Raw genomic sequence first — 17,421 nt, forward strand, 5'->3', positions numbered from 1 at the left:
CATTTCTTTAATTAAATTCTCGGTATTTAAATTACAATATAGATTTATATAATTCAATTGGTCAGGATTGATAATCTTAATTAGTTTCTAACAAAACAGAATTAACATAATGGGTGGGTTTAGATAATTAAGGGGTGCAGCTTAATACTGGCCCCCCGGTCTTGGCGTGATCCCTTTTAGGAATTGACGTATAAGATCTCTCGATACTCTTTTAATACTTCATCGATAACCCAACTGGTACGGGCGGCAGACTCCCCATTGGATGGACAAATATCATTACCTTGTATTTCATCGACCACTGTCTGGATTAATGGCATTTGAATATGTTTGGGGTTTTCAAAATGATATTGATGCAGTTGATTATTTTTGTCGTAGTATGAAATGGGGGAATCACCAAATGTAGCAAAAGTTATCTTGCCTTTGGTTCCGATAATTTCGACTTTATCCTCCCGGGCACTGGCGACAAAATTCCAAATACCAACGCCCTGAATATTGTTCTCGAACATAAATGACATGGAAACACAATCTTCGGCCGGATAGGCTTTTGCCTGTGAATTGGCATGTCCTTTAACAGAAATAATTTTACCAAGCAGAAAGTCCAATATATCCAGTGTGTGACAAGCCAAATCAACAAATAATCCACCACCAGATATTTCTGGTTTTACAAACCACGGTAAATTGTCGGGATCTTGATAGAGGGCAGATAATTCCCTGAATAGCATACAGTGTACAATTCGTGGTGTGCCAATTGCTCCCGAGTCAATTAACGCTTTTATTTTAATGAATCGTGGTAATGCCCTGCGATAATAAGCGACAAACAGAGGAACTTTTTGAAATCGGCAGATGGCAATCATTTCGTTGCACTCTTCGAATGTCAATGCCATCGGTTTTTCGACATAAATACTTTTTCCGGCTTGTGCTGCCAATATGGTGTATTTTTTGTGGGTAGAGGGCGGGGTGGCAATGTAAACGGCATCAATTTCCGGGTCATTAATCAGAGATTCAGCATCTGAATACCATTTTCTGATATTGTGCCGTTCAGCGAAATCTTTGGCTAAATCTGCATTGCGGCGCATTACCGCCACCAATTCAGCGTTTTCCAGTTTATAAAAAGCCGGACCACTTTTTACTTCAGTGACATCACCACAACCAATAATACCCCATCTCACTTTTTGCATTGTATGCTTCCTATATACTCTTAATCTATCAAGTTGCTGAGTCGGAAATCCAGATGCAGACTATAGTAATATCGCACCTTTTCCCATATTTCTTTGTCTGATTATTTAGGCTTTTAAATTTTACAACTATTTATTATTCATACTGTTATGTTGGATTTTCCTTGAGTTATGAGAGATGGGCGAGCGCATTCTGGCGATACTTTTTTCTTGTTGTGGCATAATGCGCGGCTATCGATTTTCAAATTCCCTTTTTATTCACTTTAAGAGCAAAAGTTGTGTTAAGTACAAACAACATCACTATGCAGTTTGGCAGCAAGCCACTGTTTGAAAATATTTCTGTCAAATTCGGCAACAACAACCGTTATGGTTTGATTGGTGCGAATGGGGCAGGTAAATCTACTTTCATGAAAATCTTGGGCGGAGATTTAACGCCAACGGCCGGTAATGTCAGCCTTGATCCTAATGAGCGTCTGGGTAAATTACGTCAGGATCAGTTTGCTTTCGAAGAGTATACCGTGCTGGATACTGTCATCATGGGGCATACGGAACTGTGGAAAGTCAAACAGGAACGTGACCGCATTTATGCTATGGCAGAAATGAGTGAAGAAGACGGCTATCGTGTGGCTGATCTGGAAGTCGCTTATGGTGAGATGGATGGTTACAGCGCTGAATCCCGTGCCGGTGAATTATTGCTGGGCGTGGGTATTCCTGTCGATTTGCATTATGGCTTGATGAGTGCTGTGGCTCCGGGCTGGAAATTGCGCGTATTATTGGCACAGGCGTTGTTTTCTAATCCTGATGTCTTGCTGCTCGATGAGCCAACCAACAACTTGGATATTGCTACTATCCGTTGGTTGGAGCAAGTGCTCAATGACCGTGACAGCACCATGATCATCATTTCCCATGACCGTCATTTCCTGAATACCGTATGTACTCATATGGCTGATTTGGATTATGGCGAGCTGCGCCTGTTTCCCGGCAACTATGATGAGTACATGGTGGCTGCAACGCAGGCTCGTGAACGCTTGATGGCAGATAATGCGAAGAAGAAAGCACAGATTTCCGAATTGCAATCATTCGTCAGCCGTTTCAGTGCCAACGCTTCTAAATCCAAACAGGCGACTTCTCGTGCCCGTCAGATTGATAAGATCCAGCTAGAAGAAGTGAAGGCTTCCAGCCGCCAGAATCCGTATATCCGCTTTGATCAGGATAAGAAACTGTTCCGTAATGCGTTGGAACTGGAAAGCTTAACCAAAGGCTATGATAACGGGCCACTGTTCAAAAATCTGAATCTGCTGATGGAAGTCGGCGAAAAGATGGCGGTAATTGGTGAAAATGGTATCGGTAAAACGACATTCCTGAAAACGCTGATTGGCGAAGAAACACCAAATAGCGGCACGGTTAAATGGTCTGAAAACAGCACCATTGGCTATTATGCGCAGGATCACGCGAGTGATTTTGATTGCGATATGACCGTTTTCGATTGGATGAGCCAATGGAGAAGTGACGGTGATGATGAGCAGGCAGTGCGCAGTATTCTGGGGCGCTTGCTGTTTGGTCAGGACGATATCAAGAAGAAAGTCAAAGTACTTTCAGGTGGTGAACAAGGCCGGATGCTGTTTGGTAAACTGATGATGCACAAACCTAACATTCTGGTCATGGATGAACCGACCAACCACTTGGATATGGAGTCTATTGAGTCTCTTAACCTTGCACTGGAATTATACGAAGGAACACTGGTTTTCGTTTCCCATGACCGTGCATTCGTGAGTTCATTGGCCAGCCGTATTCTGGAAATTAAATCTGACAAGATTGTTGATTTTAAAGGTACTTACGATGAGTATCTGAGAAGTCAGGGAATCGGCGGATAATTTTGCCTGATGGTTATTATAGCCCCGATAGTTTACGGGGCTATGATCAATGTTCTCTGCAAATCTCACACTTAGGATCTTTAGGCAGTTTTATCTCCCGGAACTGCATCGTCATGGCATCGAAGAGTATGACTTTGCCACAACTCACTTTTCCATATTGAGCCAGTAATTTTATTGCCTCCATAGCCTGTAAAGAACCCATTGTTCCTACCAGTGGTGCCATGACACCTGCTTCAACGCAAGTCAGGCTGTTTTCTCCGAATAATCGGCTCAGGCAACGATAACAAGGCTCTTCCGGTTGGTAAGTAAAGACAGAAAGCTGACCTTCCATGCGGATCGCTGCCCCAGAAACCAACGGTATTTTACGCCCGTGACACAAACGATTGAGCTGTTCACGGATGGCAACGTTATCCGTACAATCGAGTACAACTTTATGTTGGTGGATTAATGTATCCAGGGCAGGATCATCCAATAATCCCTCAACGGACTGGATGGTGACATGCGGATTAATCTCCCTCAGTGTCAGTGCTGCAGAATACACTTTAGGCATACCAATGCGTTCATCACGATGGAGAATCTGTCGTTGTAAGTTAGAACGGGAAACGGTATCAAAATCCAGCAGGGTGATTGTCCCAACTCCTGCCGCCGCAAGATATTGTGAAGCCGCGCAACCGAGACCTCCCACACCAACTATCAGCACTTTGGCAGATTTTAACTTCTCCTGTCCGTCAAAATCGAAACCACGTAAGACAATCTGTCGGTTGTAACGTAAGGTTTCTACATCAGTAAGTTCGATAGTCATTTTTTATCTTATTGATTTTTCAATAAATGATTAAAGTATTCGATTTGTACTGTTTCACCCGCCGCAACATACCCACGTTCTTGCTCCAAGACGATAAAACAGTTACCGAGGCTATATGAACTAAAGATATGGGAACCTTGATGTCCTGTAGTTTGTACTTCTAACCCGCCATTTTCATTGATGGCAGTGATACCGCGCTGGAAATCTAATCTGCCGGGAGATTTTTTCAATGGTGTTGTCGTTTTGGCAGTAAGGCGTATCGGCGGTTGCCAGGCGGTAAAACCGGACAGGCGGGCAATCAGTGGTTGTACCAATTGGTAGAATGTCAGCACGGCAGAAACAGGGTTGCCCGGCAAACCGCAGAACCACGCATTTTCCAGTTTGCCAAATGCAAAAGGTTTTCCCGGTTTAATGGCGAGTTTCCAAAAACTGATGTTGCCCACTTCATCTAAAATCTGCTTGGTGTAATCCGCTTCACCCACGGAGACACCGCCGCTGCTGATCACTAAATCAGCTTGCTTATCTGCATCAATGAAAGTCTGGCGCAATATAACGGGATCATCGCGGATCACACCCAGATCGATAATTTCACAGTCGAGTTTTTCCAGCATCAGGCGAACAGCAAAGCGATTGGTATCGTAAATTTGTCCTGCCTGTAAAGGCTCACCGATGGCTTGTAATTCGTCACCAGTAGAAAAAACAGCGACTTTCAGCTTGCGGACAACCTCAACCTTTGCAATACCCAGTGAAGCGATCAGAGGCAGTTGTGTGGTAGAAAGCTTGATCCCTTTTGGCAATACTACGGTATTTTGGGTGATATCTTCCCCAATGGTACGAATATTTTGCCCCTGCTTTACCGGATGAGTGAATCGGACTCCCGTTTCAGTGATTTCTGCTTGTTCCTGCATCACAACGACATCAGCCCCAGAAGGAATGGGGGCACCCGTCATAATGCGAATGCAACTGCCAGTCGGCAATACTCCCTGAAATGGTGTCCCAGCCAGCGCCTTGCCAGCCACGGGCAAAATCTGATTTTCGTTCAGATCGGCAAGGCGAATCGCATAACCATCCATTGCGGAGTTATCAAAAGAAGGAACGTTGATGGGAGAAATGATATCGGTGGCGGTAATGCGTCCGGCAGATTCAGTCAGGTGAATGGTTTCTGTAGTAGTCAGAGGAGTGGTTTGTTCCAGTAGTTTTTCCAGTGCTTGTTCAAGTGAGATTAAGCCTGAGGTATGACAGTGATCCATGAGGAACTCCCTATATGCCTGTACCGCAAATTGCGGACAAGCGTCTATTCTTGAAGCGGTTATTCTTGCATGGGAGCATTATGGCAAAGATTGCCTTGATGGGGAATCATGAGAAATGACTGTTAATAAAAGATGTATATTATATTCATGATTTGTTATAACTGAAGACTCTCTTAATAAAACCAATTGATTTAATTACTATTTAATCACTATGAGCAATCAAATAATCGCATCTCGTGAACGTCATTATCAGGCTTTTCAGATTGCATTAAGCGGTTTTTTCGCTTTGGTTGTTGCAATGGGAATAGGCCGTTTCACTTTTACTCCACAAGTTCCGTTGATGATTGCGGAATCCCAGATCACATTGACGGGAGCAGGAATTGTCGCGGCATTCAATTATCTTGGTTATCTGGCAGGCTCCTATGATGCAATGCGGTCGCAGCGTTTTGTCGAATACCGCCTGTGGAGTGGGCTGTGGGGCGCAGTGGTTATCACGTTGCTTTCAGCATTGTTGGATGGGCCAATATTGCACAGTATCGCCCGTTTCTTTATTGGCTGGGCAAGTGGCTGGACGTTGGTATTGGTAGCAGCGTGGACAAACGATGAGCTGGGAAAATTGAACCGTCCCGGATTAAGTGCGGCTGTTTTTTCAGGTACGGGTATAGGTATCTTTATTAGCGGCATACTGGCGATAGGTATTCAATCCTGGCAGATGAGCGCAGCCAGTGCGTGGTTGTTATATGGCGTCTTGGCACTGATATTCAGTATTTATGTGAGTCGTCATTTTCCTCGCAGTGGCGAACTGCACCGTCCGCAAACTGTTATTCAAAAACTCACGCTGACACCGGAAATCAAACGATTAGTATGGAGCTATAGTCTGGCCGGATTCGGCTATATCTTGCCCGCAACATTTCTTTCTCAAATGGCAGCAGAGCGCTTTCCTGACAGTTTGTTTGCCCAATTTGTCTGGCCAATATTTGGTGTGGCTTCGGTCATTGGCATTATGCTGGGGATTTTGATGCGTAATGTATCAACCCCAAAAATCCGCTTGGCGATCACGTTATGGCTTCAGGCGCTGGGTATTCTGGTGTCGGAAATGTTGTCAGGAATCAGTGGACTGATGATTGGCGCGTTGTTGGTGGGTGGTGGATTTATGTGTGCGGTGCAACTGGCTTTGCAGTATGGCCGTGAATTGGCGCCAAATCATGCTCGTTATATGGCAGGACTATTGACTACAGGCTATGCACTGGGACAATTGGTCGGGCCGATGTTGTCAGCCATTTCAACATCGCTGACAGGCCGACTGGAACTTGCCCTTTATATCGCATTTATTGGTTTGGTCATTGCCGGGTTACTGGTATTTTATCGCAGTAAAATTCATCGGGTGCCATCCTGATTTGGCGCATTGATGACGTACAGGTATAGTTATGCGCAGATATAATGTGAGCGAATACCGTGTGGTGTTACATATCACGGATATCTGCGTAAAATAAGTGTTCGATTACCCGTCAGGTGACGGAAGGTATTATTCTTGGAGAAACAGATGTCATCCTTAAGTACAGAAGCAGCGCTGGTGCATTCGACACTGGTTGCCCGTGGTCTTGAAACCCCATTGCGTGAGCAAACTCTGGAGCCAGAGGTGCGTAAAGTACGCATTGAGGAACACATGACAGAAATTATGAAACTGTTAAATCTCGATTTGAGTGATGATAGTTTGGCGGATACACCAAGTCGTATCGCGAAAATGTATGTGGATGAGATATTTTCAGGGCTGGATTATAACAATTTTCCGAAAATAACGTTAATAGAAAATAAAATGAAAGTGGATGAAATGGTGACGGTGCGTGACATTACGATGACCAGCACTTGTGAACATCATTTTGTCATTATTGACGGCAAAGCCACCGTTGCGTATATCCCTAAGGATAAAGTGATTGGCTTGTCGAAGATTAACCGCATTGTCCAGTTTTTCGCACAACGCCCACAAGTGCAGGAACGTTTGACCCAGCAGATCCTGATTGCCCTGCAAACGCTGCTTGGCACGAACAATGTTGCCGTTTCCATTGATGCTGTTCATTATTGCGTGAAAGCACGTGGCATTCGTGATGCAACCAGTACGACGACGACAACATCTCTGGGAGGGTTATTTAAAACCAGCCAGAATACACGGCAGGAATTTCTGCGTTCCGTGTGTCATCTGCACCTGTCATGATGAATTCTTATTATTATGGGACATGGTTGTAATGGCGTGACACATCAGAGAATTGAGATGCTTGATAGCGTACGCGGCTTCGCCATTCTGGGAATATTGCTGTTGAATATTTCCGGTTTTGCCTTGCCATATGCTGCCTATATTAATCTGTTTTATAAAGAGTTAGTTTCATTTTCTGATGTGGTGACTTGGTCTGTTCTGAGTATTTTTACTCAAGGAAAGTTTCTGTTCATCTTGACGCTGTTGTTTGGGGCATCACTCGAATTGCTCCGGCAGAGAGGACGTGACTGGAATATTCCCAGATTACTGATTTTGGCTGTGATTGGTTTGCTGCATGGGGTTTTGCTATGGGATGGTGATATCTTGTTGTCATATGGCATTGTCGGCTTACTGGCGTGGCATTTTATCAATACCCGCCAAAAGTTGTTTGGCACAGCAGTGACTTTTTACTTATTTGGCGTAATGATGTTTTATCTTCTGGGACTGTTTCCCGTAGAGGAAAATAATGCGTTCTGGCTGCCAACACAGGACGATATTTTTCATGAAGGTTACTGGAAAACGTATGGTGGATTACTGGCTGTAGAACATCGCATCAGTCAAATAAGCGGTGCGATGATTGTGGTGATTGTGCAATATGGCTGGCAAATCATCGGGGTTATGCTTGGTGGTGCCATGTTACTGCGCAATGGTTGGCTTAAAGGCGAATTTAGCCGCACACATTACCGTCGTTTGGCATTATGTCTAATTCCCGTTGGGATGATGATCCAATGTGCCGCTTTATCAATACAGTATTTATATCCTTACAGTTATTTTGCGTCATGGACTGTCCGGTATACGATTACTGAATTGGCAACACCGTTGTTGGCATTAGCTTATATCTCTATGATTTACGGATTCTGGCCCACTATTTCATGCTGGAGAGTGACTTTTTGGCTTCGGCAGGTTGGGAAAATGGCATTAAGCAGCTACTTATTGCAAACGCTGATCTGTACCACGCTTTTTTATCGTCTTGAGCTGTTTGGGCAGTTTACCCGTTTGGAATTAATGGCGTTTATTCCATTTATCTGGGCATTGAATATCTGGTTTGCCTGCTGGTGGCTGAAACGTTATTCACAAGGGCCAATGGAACAAATTTGGCGTGGATTAACAACAAAGCTGGCAGGTAAGGCATAAGCAGAAATTTGGTAAGAAGTCGATTTAGTCAAAAGTCGATTTAGTCAAAAGTGAAGGGCCTATCCCTGACACCTAATAGGCTCTTTTTTTTCGTTCTTTATTTCCCGCGCGGTTTTTTTTCTAATTCCTGCAACTCTTCTGGTGATACAGCAGGATAGCCTTGAATGCCAACCGGAACCGCATGTGGAGCAGGGATCGGCATTAAGGGGCCTAAAAATCGGGGCTGACGTTTTAAGATATAGAGGTCAGTCAAGGCTCCAAGACGGGCAAATACTTCCCGGAAACGCACGGTCATCATATTCTTGGGTGAAGGTACTGCGTAACATTGTGCTTCTATGTTTAAATGCATAGCGATAAACAGGGCGCGTTCACAATGGAAACGTTGGGTGATGATCGTAAAATCGTCTGTATCAAATACCTTGCGAGTTCTGACAATCGAATCCAGCGTTCTGAAACCGGCAAAATCCATCACGATGCTACTGGCAGGGATTCCTGCTTTGATCAGATCCTTACGCATGGTAATGGGTTCATTATAATTATGTTGGGCATTATCTCCGCTTAATAGCAGGTATTTAACTTTTCCACTATTGTAAGCATTTACCGCTCCTTGGATACGGTAGAAATAATATTGGTTATATTTACCTGTTTTATAATATTTGGATGTGCCAAGTACCATACCCACTTCTCGCTCAGGCAGTTGCCTGAGATCATCAAAGATGTAAGGGGCAGTTCTCCAGCTAATCCAACGATCAAGCATAATAGCTGCCAGCATCAGGACAGCAATAATGAGAATCAGACCAATAATCAAGCGTTTCCACATTATTTTTGTGTGCCTTATATACTTATGGATCAATGGGCTAAAGGCTACTTCACTTGAAAAACCTAAGCAAGTTTTCAGTGAGTTATAGTAGAACTTATTTAATCCAATGTGGACATGTCAGTTATGGGGCGTATTAGTGGATTTTATAAGATAAATTTACTATTAAAATTGAGAGCGATAAGAATAAAAGCCTGCCAATATTGCTGGCAGGCTTGTTAAGGAGATTATTAGAATGAAGTCCGTTTATAAACGCGATATTCTGGTTTCCAGAAATTCCGCTCAATCGCTTCATCTAATGCATCTTCTGATGTGACGATCGCTACGCCTTGAATTTGAGCTTTCTTCGCAACTTCTTTGGCTATTTTGCGAGAAACCTCTTGGATATCATCAATCGGTGGCAGTAATGGGCCTGAGCCTGTTTGTGCCAGCGGTGAACAATCCGCCAATGCGCGGCTGGATACCATCAACATATCATCCGTAACGCGTTTGGCTCCGGAAGCGATAACGCCCAAGCCGATCCCGGGAAAGATGTAGGAGTTATTGCACTGCGCTATTGGATATTCCTGACCCTTATATTTTACCGGAGCAAACGGGCTTCCGGTCGCAACCAGCGCCTTGCCATCCGTCCAGTTAATGATGTCTTCAGGACGAGCTTCAACACGCGATGTCGGGTTGGACAAAGGCATCACGATTGGACGTTCGCAATGTTTGTGCATTTCACGGATGATGTCTTCAGTGAATAAACCAGACTGACCGGAAACACCAATCAAGACAGTGGGTTTCGCATTACGAACCACATCCATCAGTGAAAGAGAATCATTGCTGACATCCCATGATTGCAGGGTTGGACTCTTCTGTACCAATGCACTCTGGAAGTCCAGCAAGTTCGGCTGCTTATCAGTCAGCAAGCCAAAACGATCAACCATGAATACACGGGCGCGAGCCTGTTCATCACTCAATCCTTCGGATTTCATTTGGGCGACTATCTGCTCTGCGATACCACAACCTGCGGAACCTGCACCGAGGAATGCCACTGTCTGATCTTTCAACTGACGGCCGGCAGCGCGGCTGGCCGCAATCAAGCTACCAAGGGCAACGGCTGCGGTGCCTTGGATATCGTCGTTAAAGCAACACAGCTCATCGCGATAGCGGCTCAGCAGTGGCATGGCGTTTTGCTGGGCAAAGTCTTCGAATTGCAACAATACGTTAGGCCAGCGGCGTTTCACAGCCTGAATGAACTCATCCACAAATTCATCATACTCTTTGCCGGTAATGCGTGGATGGCGCCAGCCCATGTACAGCGGGTCATTTAAACGCTGTGGATTATTAGTACCGACATCCAGCACAACCGGTAGGGTATAAGCCGGGCTGATCCCGCCACAGGAGGTATACAGTGACAATTTACCAATAGGAATACCCATGCCCCCGATACCCTGATCACCCAGACCAAGAATACGTTCGCCATCGGTGACAACGATAACCTTAACATTCTGCTTAGTGGCATTTTGCAGCATGTCATCAATGTAAGCCCTGTTCGGGTAGGAAATAAACAGGCCACGGGCACGACGGTAAATGTCAGAAAAGTGTTCACACGCTTCACCGACGGTTGGCGTGTAGATAATAGGCATCATGTCGCTGAGGTGGGCGTCAAGGAGCCGGTAGAACAGCGTTTCGTTGGTGTCCTGAATGTTTCTTAAATAAATGTGTTTATCAGAGTCATTTTTGAAATCGCAATATTGACGGTAGGCGCGTTCGGCCTGCTCTTCTATTGTTTCAACGATTTGAGGCAGTAAGCCATGCAAGTTGAAATTACTGCGTTCTTCTTCTGTAAAGGCACTGCCTTTATTCAGCAGAGGAAATTCCAACAAGATGGGGCCAGCGTAGGGAATATAGAGAGGACGTTTACTTTCGTGTTCCAGTTCCATGATGCTTACTCTTTGGACTAATCAATCAATAACAAAATCGGCTATAGATCCTAAGAAGATAAAAAAAATAAGTACAGCAAATGTTACTTAAATATGTTTATCATGAGCAAAAATGAGAGATAACATACAGAATTGGCTAATTAAATGTTATTTAATTCTTTTATTTTACCCCTCTTAGGGGTAACAGAGGGGATAAATCGCCATTTTGTTAACTGACTCTTATTTCACTTCAAAAGGTATATCGTTCCATTCTTGTACAGCCAAGTGCAGTTAATGTGGATTGTGTGGCGTTCCATTGTGATAAATGGCTGTTTTCACCCTCCACCAACACTGCTCGTTTGACGGATTTACAATCGCTGCCCGACATATTCATGAATATCAATGCTGCCTGCAACGGTGGCAAACTCGGGTTAAATGCGGCATTTTCTGCATAACGACCGGTGTAAATTTGCCCTTTCTCATCCTGTAGCGCTATCCCTGAATGAGACTGGCTATAAGGTGCGTGACTGCGGTTCGCTGCCTCTAGCGCTGCCTGTATTAATTCGTCATTGGTGGCTAATTGATGGCCGTGGTGAACGGTATCCAGCAGCAGTGGTGCGTCTAATAAATCACCGGGACCAAAGGCTTCCGGCAGATAATCAGCCAGAGTTAATTGTGGGCGGTTGGGCAGGTAAACTTCCAAGTGTGCCCCACTGTTTAATTCATTCATAAACTGGCGGCAGTGACCACAAGGCGAATAATTGATAATGATGGAAACTAGCTTCTTCTCACCACGCAGCCAGGCATGAGTGATTGCAGATTGCTCGGCATGGACAGTTTGCTGTAAGGGAACACCGGCGAATTCCATGTTGGCACCAAAATAGAGGTTGCCACTTTCCCCTCGTGCAATTGCGCCAACATTAAAATGAGAAATAGGTGCAATGGAGCAGGATGCAGCCAGTGGTAATAAGGCAAATGCCAGCGCATGATCATCAAAGCCGCAGAACTGTTTGATTGATTCAACTTGCTCTGCTGTCAGCATGGCTGGAAAATCGTCATTATCAATAAAAGGCAACAGAGCTTCTTGCAATTTAGGCGTGATTTCTGACCAAATAGCGTGAAAACGAGCTTGCATAGAATGATCTCCAAATTAATTGAAGGTCATTCTAGGACGTATGCTCAGGTTTGTAATGTGATAACAGACATAGAATTAATGAAATTTGTGTAATAAAGAGGTTCTTTTAGCAACTTATATCAAATTTTCGCGGTTGTGGTTTATTTTTTTACTTTTTCGTTACTCATTGATAACTATTTTTTTGGGTGTTATATGTACAACACTCATCAGCGTATAAAGATCAGCCAAACAGATGGAGCAATACCGGAAATAGAAAAGGTGCAACCAGAGAGGTAATTATGCCGCAAGTCATTAAAGCCAGTGAACTGTACGCCCCTTCAACATGATCCATCTCAGCACAACGGGCTGTCCCCACCGCATGGGATGCCGTGCCCATCGCCAATCCGCGTGAAGCCTGAGTTTTTATTCGCAGAATATTAAACAAATTGTGCCCAAAGACTCCACCCAAAATACCCACGGCAATGACACAAGCGGCACTGATAGCAGGGATACCACCAATGGAATTGGCGACTGCCATCGCAATCGGGGTGGTTACAGATTTAGGCAGAATGGACGCCGCGATCTCGGGGGTTGCACCTGCCCACAATGCGATGGCAGTGCCGGTGACCATTGCAACAATACTGCCGATAAAACAAATGGTAATAATCGATTTCCATTGGGCACGGATTTGGTGAAGCTGTTCGTAGAGAGGGAAAGCTAAGGCGACCACGGCAGGTTGCAGTAAATCATTCAATATCCGGCTACCGGCAAAATAGTGTTTGTAGGGAGTATGTGTCATGAGTAGCAAGGGAATGATCACGGTCATTGATATTAATAACGGATTAAATATAGGTAATTTGAGCCGCACTGACAGTTTTTTGGCAAAGTAAAATACGAGCAGGGTTAATGGTAGTGACCACCAGATATGACTTAACATTTTTCTTTCTCTTCCGGTTGTTGCAATGGCGAAGTATTTGTTGGCGTGGAGGCGGGTTCCTGTTGAGTGCCAATAATAATGCGCTCGCGGTGAACATAGTGGGAACTGTACGCGACAACAATCATGACAATTACTGTACTGGTGATACAGGAAAGGACTATCGGGAGCATTTGCTGGCTGAGTTGCGGGTAATAATCCATGACGCCGACTCCGATAGGTAAAAAGAGCAATGTCATATTTTTCATCAGTAGGCTACAGCTCGGTTTTACCCAATGTGAGGGGATAATTTGGAACGCCAGTAAACAAAACAGAAGAAGTAAACCAATAATACTGCCGGGGAGAGAGAAAGGAAGTAGTGCTGAAATGATATTCCCCGCAATCAGGCACAAATAGAGCAACGCGAATGCGCGTAGGTACTGCCAGCCTATCATCAGCACATTTTGGAAAGACATAATCGATAATTCCTCAATATAGAGAGGGAATTATCATACGACTAACGCTGTAAATGTGCCACACATCACATAAAAAAGCGGGCTTATTTTAGAGCCCGCTTAGCTATTATTTTGATGATAAAGGGATATTTTATAATAAATAATATCCTTTCAAAATATGTATTGGTTATTTAACCTGCATTCCTGGTTGCGCACCGCTGTCCGGGCTTAGCAGGAAGATTTCTTTCCCACCAGGGCCTGCCGCCATCACCATGCCTTCTGAAATGCCAAAGCGCATTTTACGCGGAGCAAGGTTGGCAACCATCACTGTCAGACGATTTTCCAGTGCTTTTGGATCAGGATAGGCTGCACGAATACCGGAAAATACCTGACGAGTCTCACCACCGAGATCAAGGATCAATTTTAATAACTTGTCTGAACCTTCGACGAAATCTGCCTGTTTGATCAATGCGATTCGCAGGTCAACCTTGGCAAAATCATCAAATGCGATGGTGTCCTGAATCGGGTCATCTGCCAACGGGCCTGTTACGGTTTTTTGTGGCTGGATGTTCTCTTTTGAGTCAGCGACCATGGCTTCCACTTTAGCCATTTCAATGCGGCTGAACAGTGCCTTGAATGGTGCAACGTCATGGCTCAGCAGAGGCTGCTGGATACCATCCCAAGTCAGTTCAGTATTCAGGAAGGCTTCTGCTCGTGTGCTTAAGCCCGGAAGAACAGGTTTCAGGTAAGTCATCAACACACGGAACAAGTTAATGCCCATCGAGCAGATAGCTTGCAGGTCAGCATCACGGCCTTCTTGCTTCGCTACAACCCACGGAGCTTGTTCATCAACATAACGGTTGGCCAGATCAGCCAGCGCCATGATTTCACGAACAGCCTTGCTGAATTCGCGGTTGGTAAAGTCTTCGTCAATACCCTGTGCCGCATCAACAAACTTTTGGTACAGCTCAGGATCAGCGAGTTGATCTGCCAATTTGCCACCAAAGCGCTTATTGATGAAGCCTGCATTACGGGAAGCAAGGTTAACCACTTTGTTAACGATGTCACTGTTTACGCGTTGAACAAAATCTTCCAGATTCAGATCAATATCATCAATGCGGGAAGAGAGCTTCGCGGCGTAATAATAGCGCAGGCAGTCTGCATCAAGGTGTTTCAGATAGGTTTCAGCCTTGATGAAGGTTCCACGGGATTTGGACATCTTGGTGCCGTTAACGGTGATATAACCATGAACGAACAGATTGGTCGGCTTGCGATAGTTGCTGCCTTCCAGCATTGCTGGCCAGAACAGGCTATGGAAATAAACGATATCTTTACCGATGAAGTGGTAGAGATCCGTTTTGGAATCTTTAGCCCAGAACTCATCGAAATTCAGGTCATCACGCTTATCACACAGATTCTGGAATGAACCCATGTAACCGATTGGCGCATCCAGCCAAACGTAGAAATATTTACCCGGCTGATCAGGGATCTCAAAGCCGAAATAAGGCGCGTCACGGGTGATATCCCACTGTTGCAGACCCGAGTCGAACCATTCCTGCATTTTGTTCGCCACTTGCTCTTGCAGCGTACCGGAGCGAGTCCATTTTTGCAGCATGTCGCTGAATGCCGGTAGATCGAAGAAGAAATGTTCTGTACTGCGCATTTCTGGTGTCGCGCCAGAAACAACGGAACGAGGGTTGATCAATTCTGTTGGAGAATAGGTTGTTCCGCAGACTTCACAGTTATCGCCATACTGATCTTCCGCCTTACATTTCGGACAGGCACCTTTGACGAAACGGTCCGGCAGGAACATTGACTTTTCTGGATCGAACAATTGAGATATCGTCCGGTTCTTGATGTAACCGTTTTTTTTCAGTTCCAGATAAATTTTGGATGCAAGTGCTTTGTTCTCTTCGCAGTGCGTAGAGTGATAGTTATCATAACTGATAGCAAAACCAGCAAAATCCTGCTGATGCTCCAGGCTCACCCTGGCAATCATCTCTTCTGGCGAGACCCCACTTTGCTGAGCTTTCAGCATGATTGGCGTACCGTGGGCATCATCTGCACAGACAAAGTGAACCTCTTTGCCGCGCATTCGATGATAACGAACCCAAATATCAGCCTGAATGTGTTCCAGAATATGACCGAGATGGATGGGACCGTTAGCATAAGGTAACGCACAGGTCACCAGTAATTTATTCGCGACTTGAGACATAGTTAGGATCTTACTTCCGTAAAATGAAAAGGGTTTTTGATGTTACCTGATCAAGAGCGTTGTCGCTAGGATAATGGGAGAACTTCGTCACTTTTACTGTTGCCTTATCCGAAGTTGTTGGCTTCTGTTATGATGGCCGAACAGTTTTATACCCGTCGTCTTTCAAGTTGCAGCTTTGTTGGCTACGCTCACTCACCCCAGTCGCATAGTTATCTATGCTCTTGGGGATGCGTTCCCTTGCCAAATCTAAACATGATTATTTTAACCAATTTTTAAGATACAAGGAGCCGGGATGAACTCAAAATCCCCCGAGCAGACCAATCCTGACCTGCTGAAAGAACAGGTTGCACAAATACTGGCAACCTTCAAACATCCGACATTAGAACGCGATTTAATCGCCCTGAAAGCGTTGCATCTTTGTACCGTGCTGGATGGAATACTGCATATTGAATTAGTCATGCCGTTCGTCTGGAAACGTGCATTTGAAATATTAAAGAAAGAAACAACCCGGCCTCTGCAAGCCGCGACGGGAGCGAAATCCGTTGAATGGCGGCTGACCCACGATATCAGTACTTTGCGCCGGGCCAATGATTTACCGGGCGTAAATGGTGTGCGTAATATTGTGGCGGTCAGCTCAGGAAAAGGCGGGGTGGGGAAATCCAGTACTGCGGTGAATCTGGCGCTGGCGCTGGCTCAGGAAGGCGGAAAGGTGGGTATTCTGGATGCAGATATCTATGGCCCGTCCATCCCCAATATGCTTGGTACTGCCAAAGAACGCCCCACTTCCCCTGATGGCCAGCATATGGCACCGATTATGATTCATGGTATGGCGACCAATTCTATCGGCTACCTTGTTACTGACGATAACGCAATGGTATGGCGTGGCCCGATGGCGAGCAAAGCCCTGATGCAGATGCTACAGGATACATTGTGGCCGGATCTGGATTATCTGGTAATTGATATGCCGCCGGGAACGGGTGATATTCAGTTAACACTGTCTCAGAATATTCCGGTGACAGGAGCATTGGTTGTCACAACACCACAGGATATTGCCCTGATCGATGCGATGAAAGGCATCGTCATGTTCCAGAAAGTCAATGTGCCGGTATTGGGTATTATTGAAAATATGAGCACACATATTTGCAGTAACTGCGGTCACCATGAGCCGATTTTCGGGACAGGCGGGGCAGAGAAACTGGCAGAGAAATATGATTGCCAATTATTGGGACAGATCCCGTTGCATATCTCACTGCGTGAAGATCTTGATCGTGGCGAACCCACAGTGAGCAGCCAGCCAGACAGCGAATTTGCGGATATTTATCGTGAAATTGCAGCCACTATTTCTGCACGAATGTATTGGCAGGGCGAAAAGATCCCGACCGAAATTTCCTTTCGGGCGGTCTGATTTAACGGGTTGTTTGGTAAACATACAATAAGGCGCCGTTTTAGTTCATGATCTTTCTAAAACGGCGTTTTCTCAGGTGAGAACTTTCTCAGATGAAAATAGTTTGGCG

General features: G+C 45.1%; 14 protein-coding genes. 5 read left to right on the forward strand and 9 right to left on the reverse strand.

What is annotated here, in order from left to right; translation table 11 throughout:
- Positions 1-176: 176 nt before the first annotated feature.
- On the reverse strand, positions 177-1,178 hold the full coding sequence (locus FE394_RS00660; RefSeq protein WP_319924479.1) for a Gfo/Idh/MocA family protein: 1,002 nt from the start codon (positions 1,176-1,178) through the stop codon (positions 177-179).
- Positions 1,179-1,453: 275 nt separating this feature from the next.
- Between FE394_RS00660 and FE394_RS00665 the strand changes: the two genes are divergently transcribed.
- Entirely contained in the window at positions 1,454-3,049 is a 1,596-nt protein-coding gene (locus FE394_RS00665; protein ID WP_319924480.1) for an ABC-F family ATPase, read from the forward strand.
- Between the two features lie 46 nt (positions 3,050-3,095).
- Here the strand turns inward: FE394_RS00665 and moeB are convergent, their stop codons facing one another.
- Positions 3,096-3,851 carry a molybdopterin-synthase adenylyltransferase MoeB gene (gene moeB / locus FE394_RS00670; RefSeq protein ID WP_319924481.1) on the reverse strand — a complete coding sequence of 252 codons (756 nt, stop codon included), beginning with the start codon at positions 3,849-3,851 and terminating at the stop codon, positions 3,096-3,098.
- Between the two features lie 8 nt (positions 3,852-3,859).
- Positions 3,860-5,101: a molybdopterin molybdotransferase MoeA gene (gene moeA / locus FE394_RS00675; protein ID WP_319924482.1), complete on the reverse strand. Its 1,242-nt coding sequence runs from the start codon at positions 5,099-5,101 to the stop codon at positions 3,860-3,862.
- Between the two features lie 211 nt (positions 5,102-5,312).
- On the opposite strand from moeA, the gene FE394_RS00680 reads away from it, so the two are divergent.
- From FE394_RS00680 to yeiB, 3 genes are all read left to right on the forward strand, one after another.
- The gene (locus tag FE394_RS00680) at positions 5,313-6,497 is read left to right on the forward strand and encodes a YbfB/YjiJ family MFS transporter (RefSeq protein WP_319924483.1); all 1,185 of its coding nucleotides are present in this window, start codon (positions 5,313-5,315) and stop codon (positions 6,495-6,497) included.
- A 147-nt stretch (positions 6,498-6,644) separates the two neighbouring features.
- The gene (gene folE, locus FE394_RS00685; RefSeq protein WP_319924484.1) at positions 6,645-7,313 is read left to right on the forward strand and encodes a GTP cyclohydrolase I FolE; all 669 of its coding nucleotides are present in this window, start codon (positions 6,645-6,647) and stop codon (positions 7,311-7,313) included.
- A 57-nt stretch (positions 7,314-7,370) separates the two neighbouring features.
- Positions 7,371-8,486: a DUF418 domain-containing protein YeiB gene (gene yeiB, locus FE394_RS00690; protein ID WP_319924485.1), complete on the forward strand. Its 1,116-nt coding sequence runs from the start codon at positions 7,371-7,373 to the stop codon at positions 8,484-8,486.
- 97 nt (positions 8,487-8,583) lie between these two features.
- Here yeiB and sanA read toward each other — a convergent pair whose 3' ends face one another.
- The 6 genes from sanA to metG all read right to left on the reverse strand — a co-directional run bounded on the left by sanA (position 8,584) and on the right by metG (position 15,907).
- A complete protein-coding gene (gene sanA / locus FE394_RS00695) occupies positions 8,584-9,306 on the reverse strand; it encodes an outer membrane permeability protein SanA (RefSeq protein WP_319924486.1) in 723 nt (240 codons plus the stop codon).
- Between the two features lie 227 nt (positions 9,307-9,533).
- Positions 9,534-11,231, reverse strand: coding sequence for an NAD-dependent malic enzyme (locus tag FE394_RS00700; RefSeq protein WP_319924487.1), 1,698 nt, complete (start codon positions 11,229-11,231; stop codon positions 9,534-9,536).
- 229 nt (positions 11,232-11,460) lie between these two features.
- Positions 11,461-12,345: a cytidine deaminase gene (gene cdd, locus FE394_RS00705; protein WP_319924488.1), complete on the reverse strand. Its 885-nt coding sequence runs from the start codon at positions 12,343-12,345 to the stop codon at positions 11,461-11,463.
- A gap of 220 nt (positions 12,346-12,565) precedes the next feature.
- The gene (locus tag FE394_RS00710; protein ID WP_319924489.1) at positions 12,566-13,261 is read right to left on the reverse strand and encodes a CidB/LrgB family autolysis modulator; all 696 of its coding nucleotides are present in this window, start codon (positions 13,259-13,261) and stop codon (positions 12,566-12,568) included.
- Positions 13,255-13,713 (reverse strand): CidA/LrgA family protein, encoded by a 459-nt coding sequence (locus tag FE394_RS00715; protein ID WP_319924490.1) that lies wholly within the window; start codon positions 13,711-13,713, stop codon positions 13,255-13,257. Before FE394_RS00715 ends, FE394_RS00710 begins: the two co-directional genes overlap by 7 nt.
- 166 nt (positions 13,714-13,879) lie before the next feature.
- On the reverse strand, positions 13,880-15,907 hold the full coding sequence (gene metG, locus FE394_RS00720) for a methionine--tRNA ligase (protein WP_319924491.1): 2,028 nt from the start codon (positions 15,905-15,907) through the stop codon (positions 13,880-13,882).
- A 292-nt stretch (positions 15,908-16,199) separates the two neighbouring features.
- Between metG and apbC the strand changes: the two genes are divergently transcribed.
- The gene (apbC, locus tag FE394_RS00725) at positions 16,200-17,312 is read left to right on the forward strand and encodes an iron-sulfur cluster carrier protein ApbC (RefSeq protein WP_319924492.1); all 1,113 of its coding nucleotides are present in this window, start codon (positions 16,200-16,202) and stop codon (positions 17,310-17,312) included.
- Positions 17,313-17,421: the final 109 nt, after the last annotated feature.

This window comes from Xenorhabdus littoralis, assembly GCF_033949345.1.
Classification (GTDB): Bacteria; Pseudomonadota; Gammaproteobacteria; order Enterobacterales; family Enterobacteriaceae; genus Xenorhabdus; species Xenorhabdus littoralis.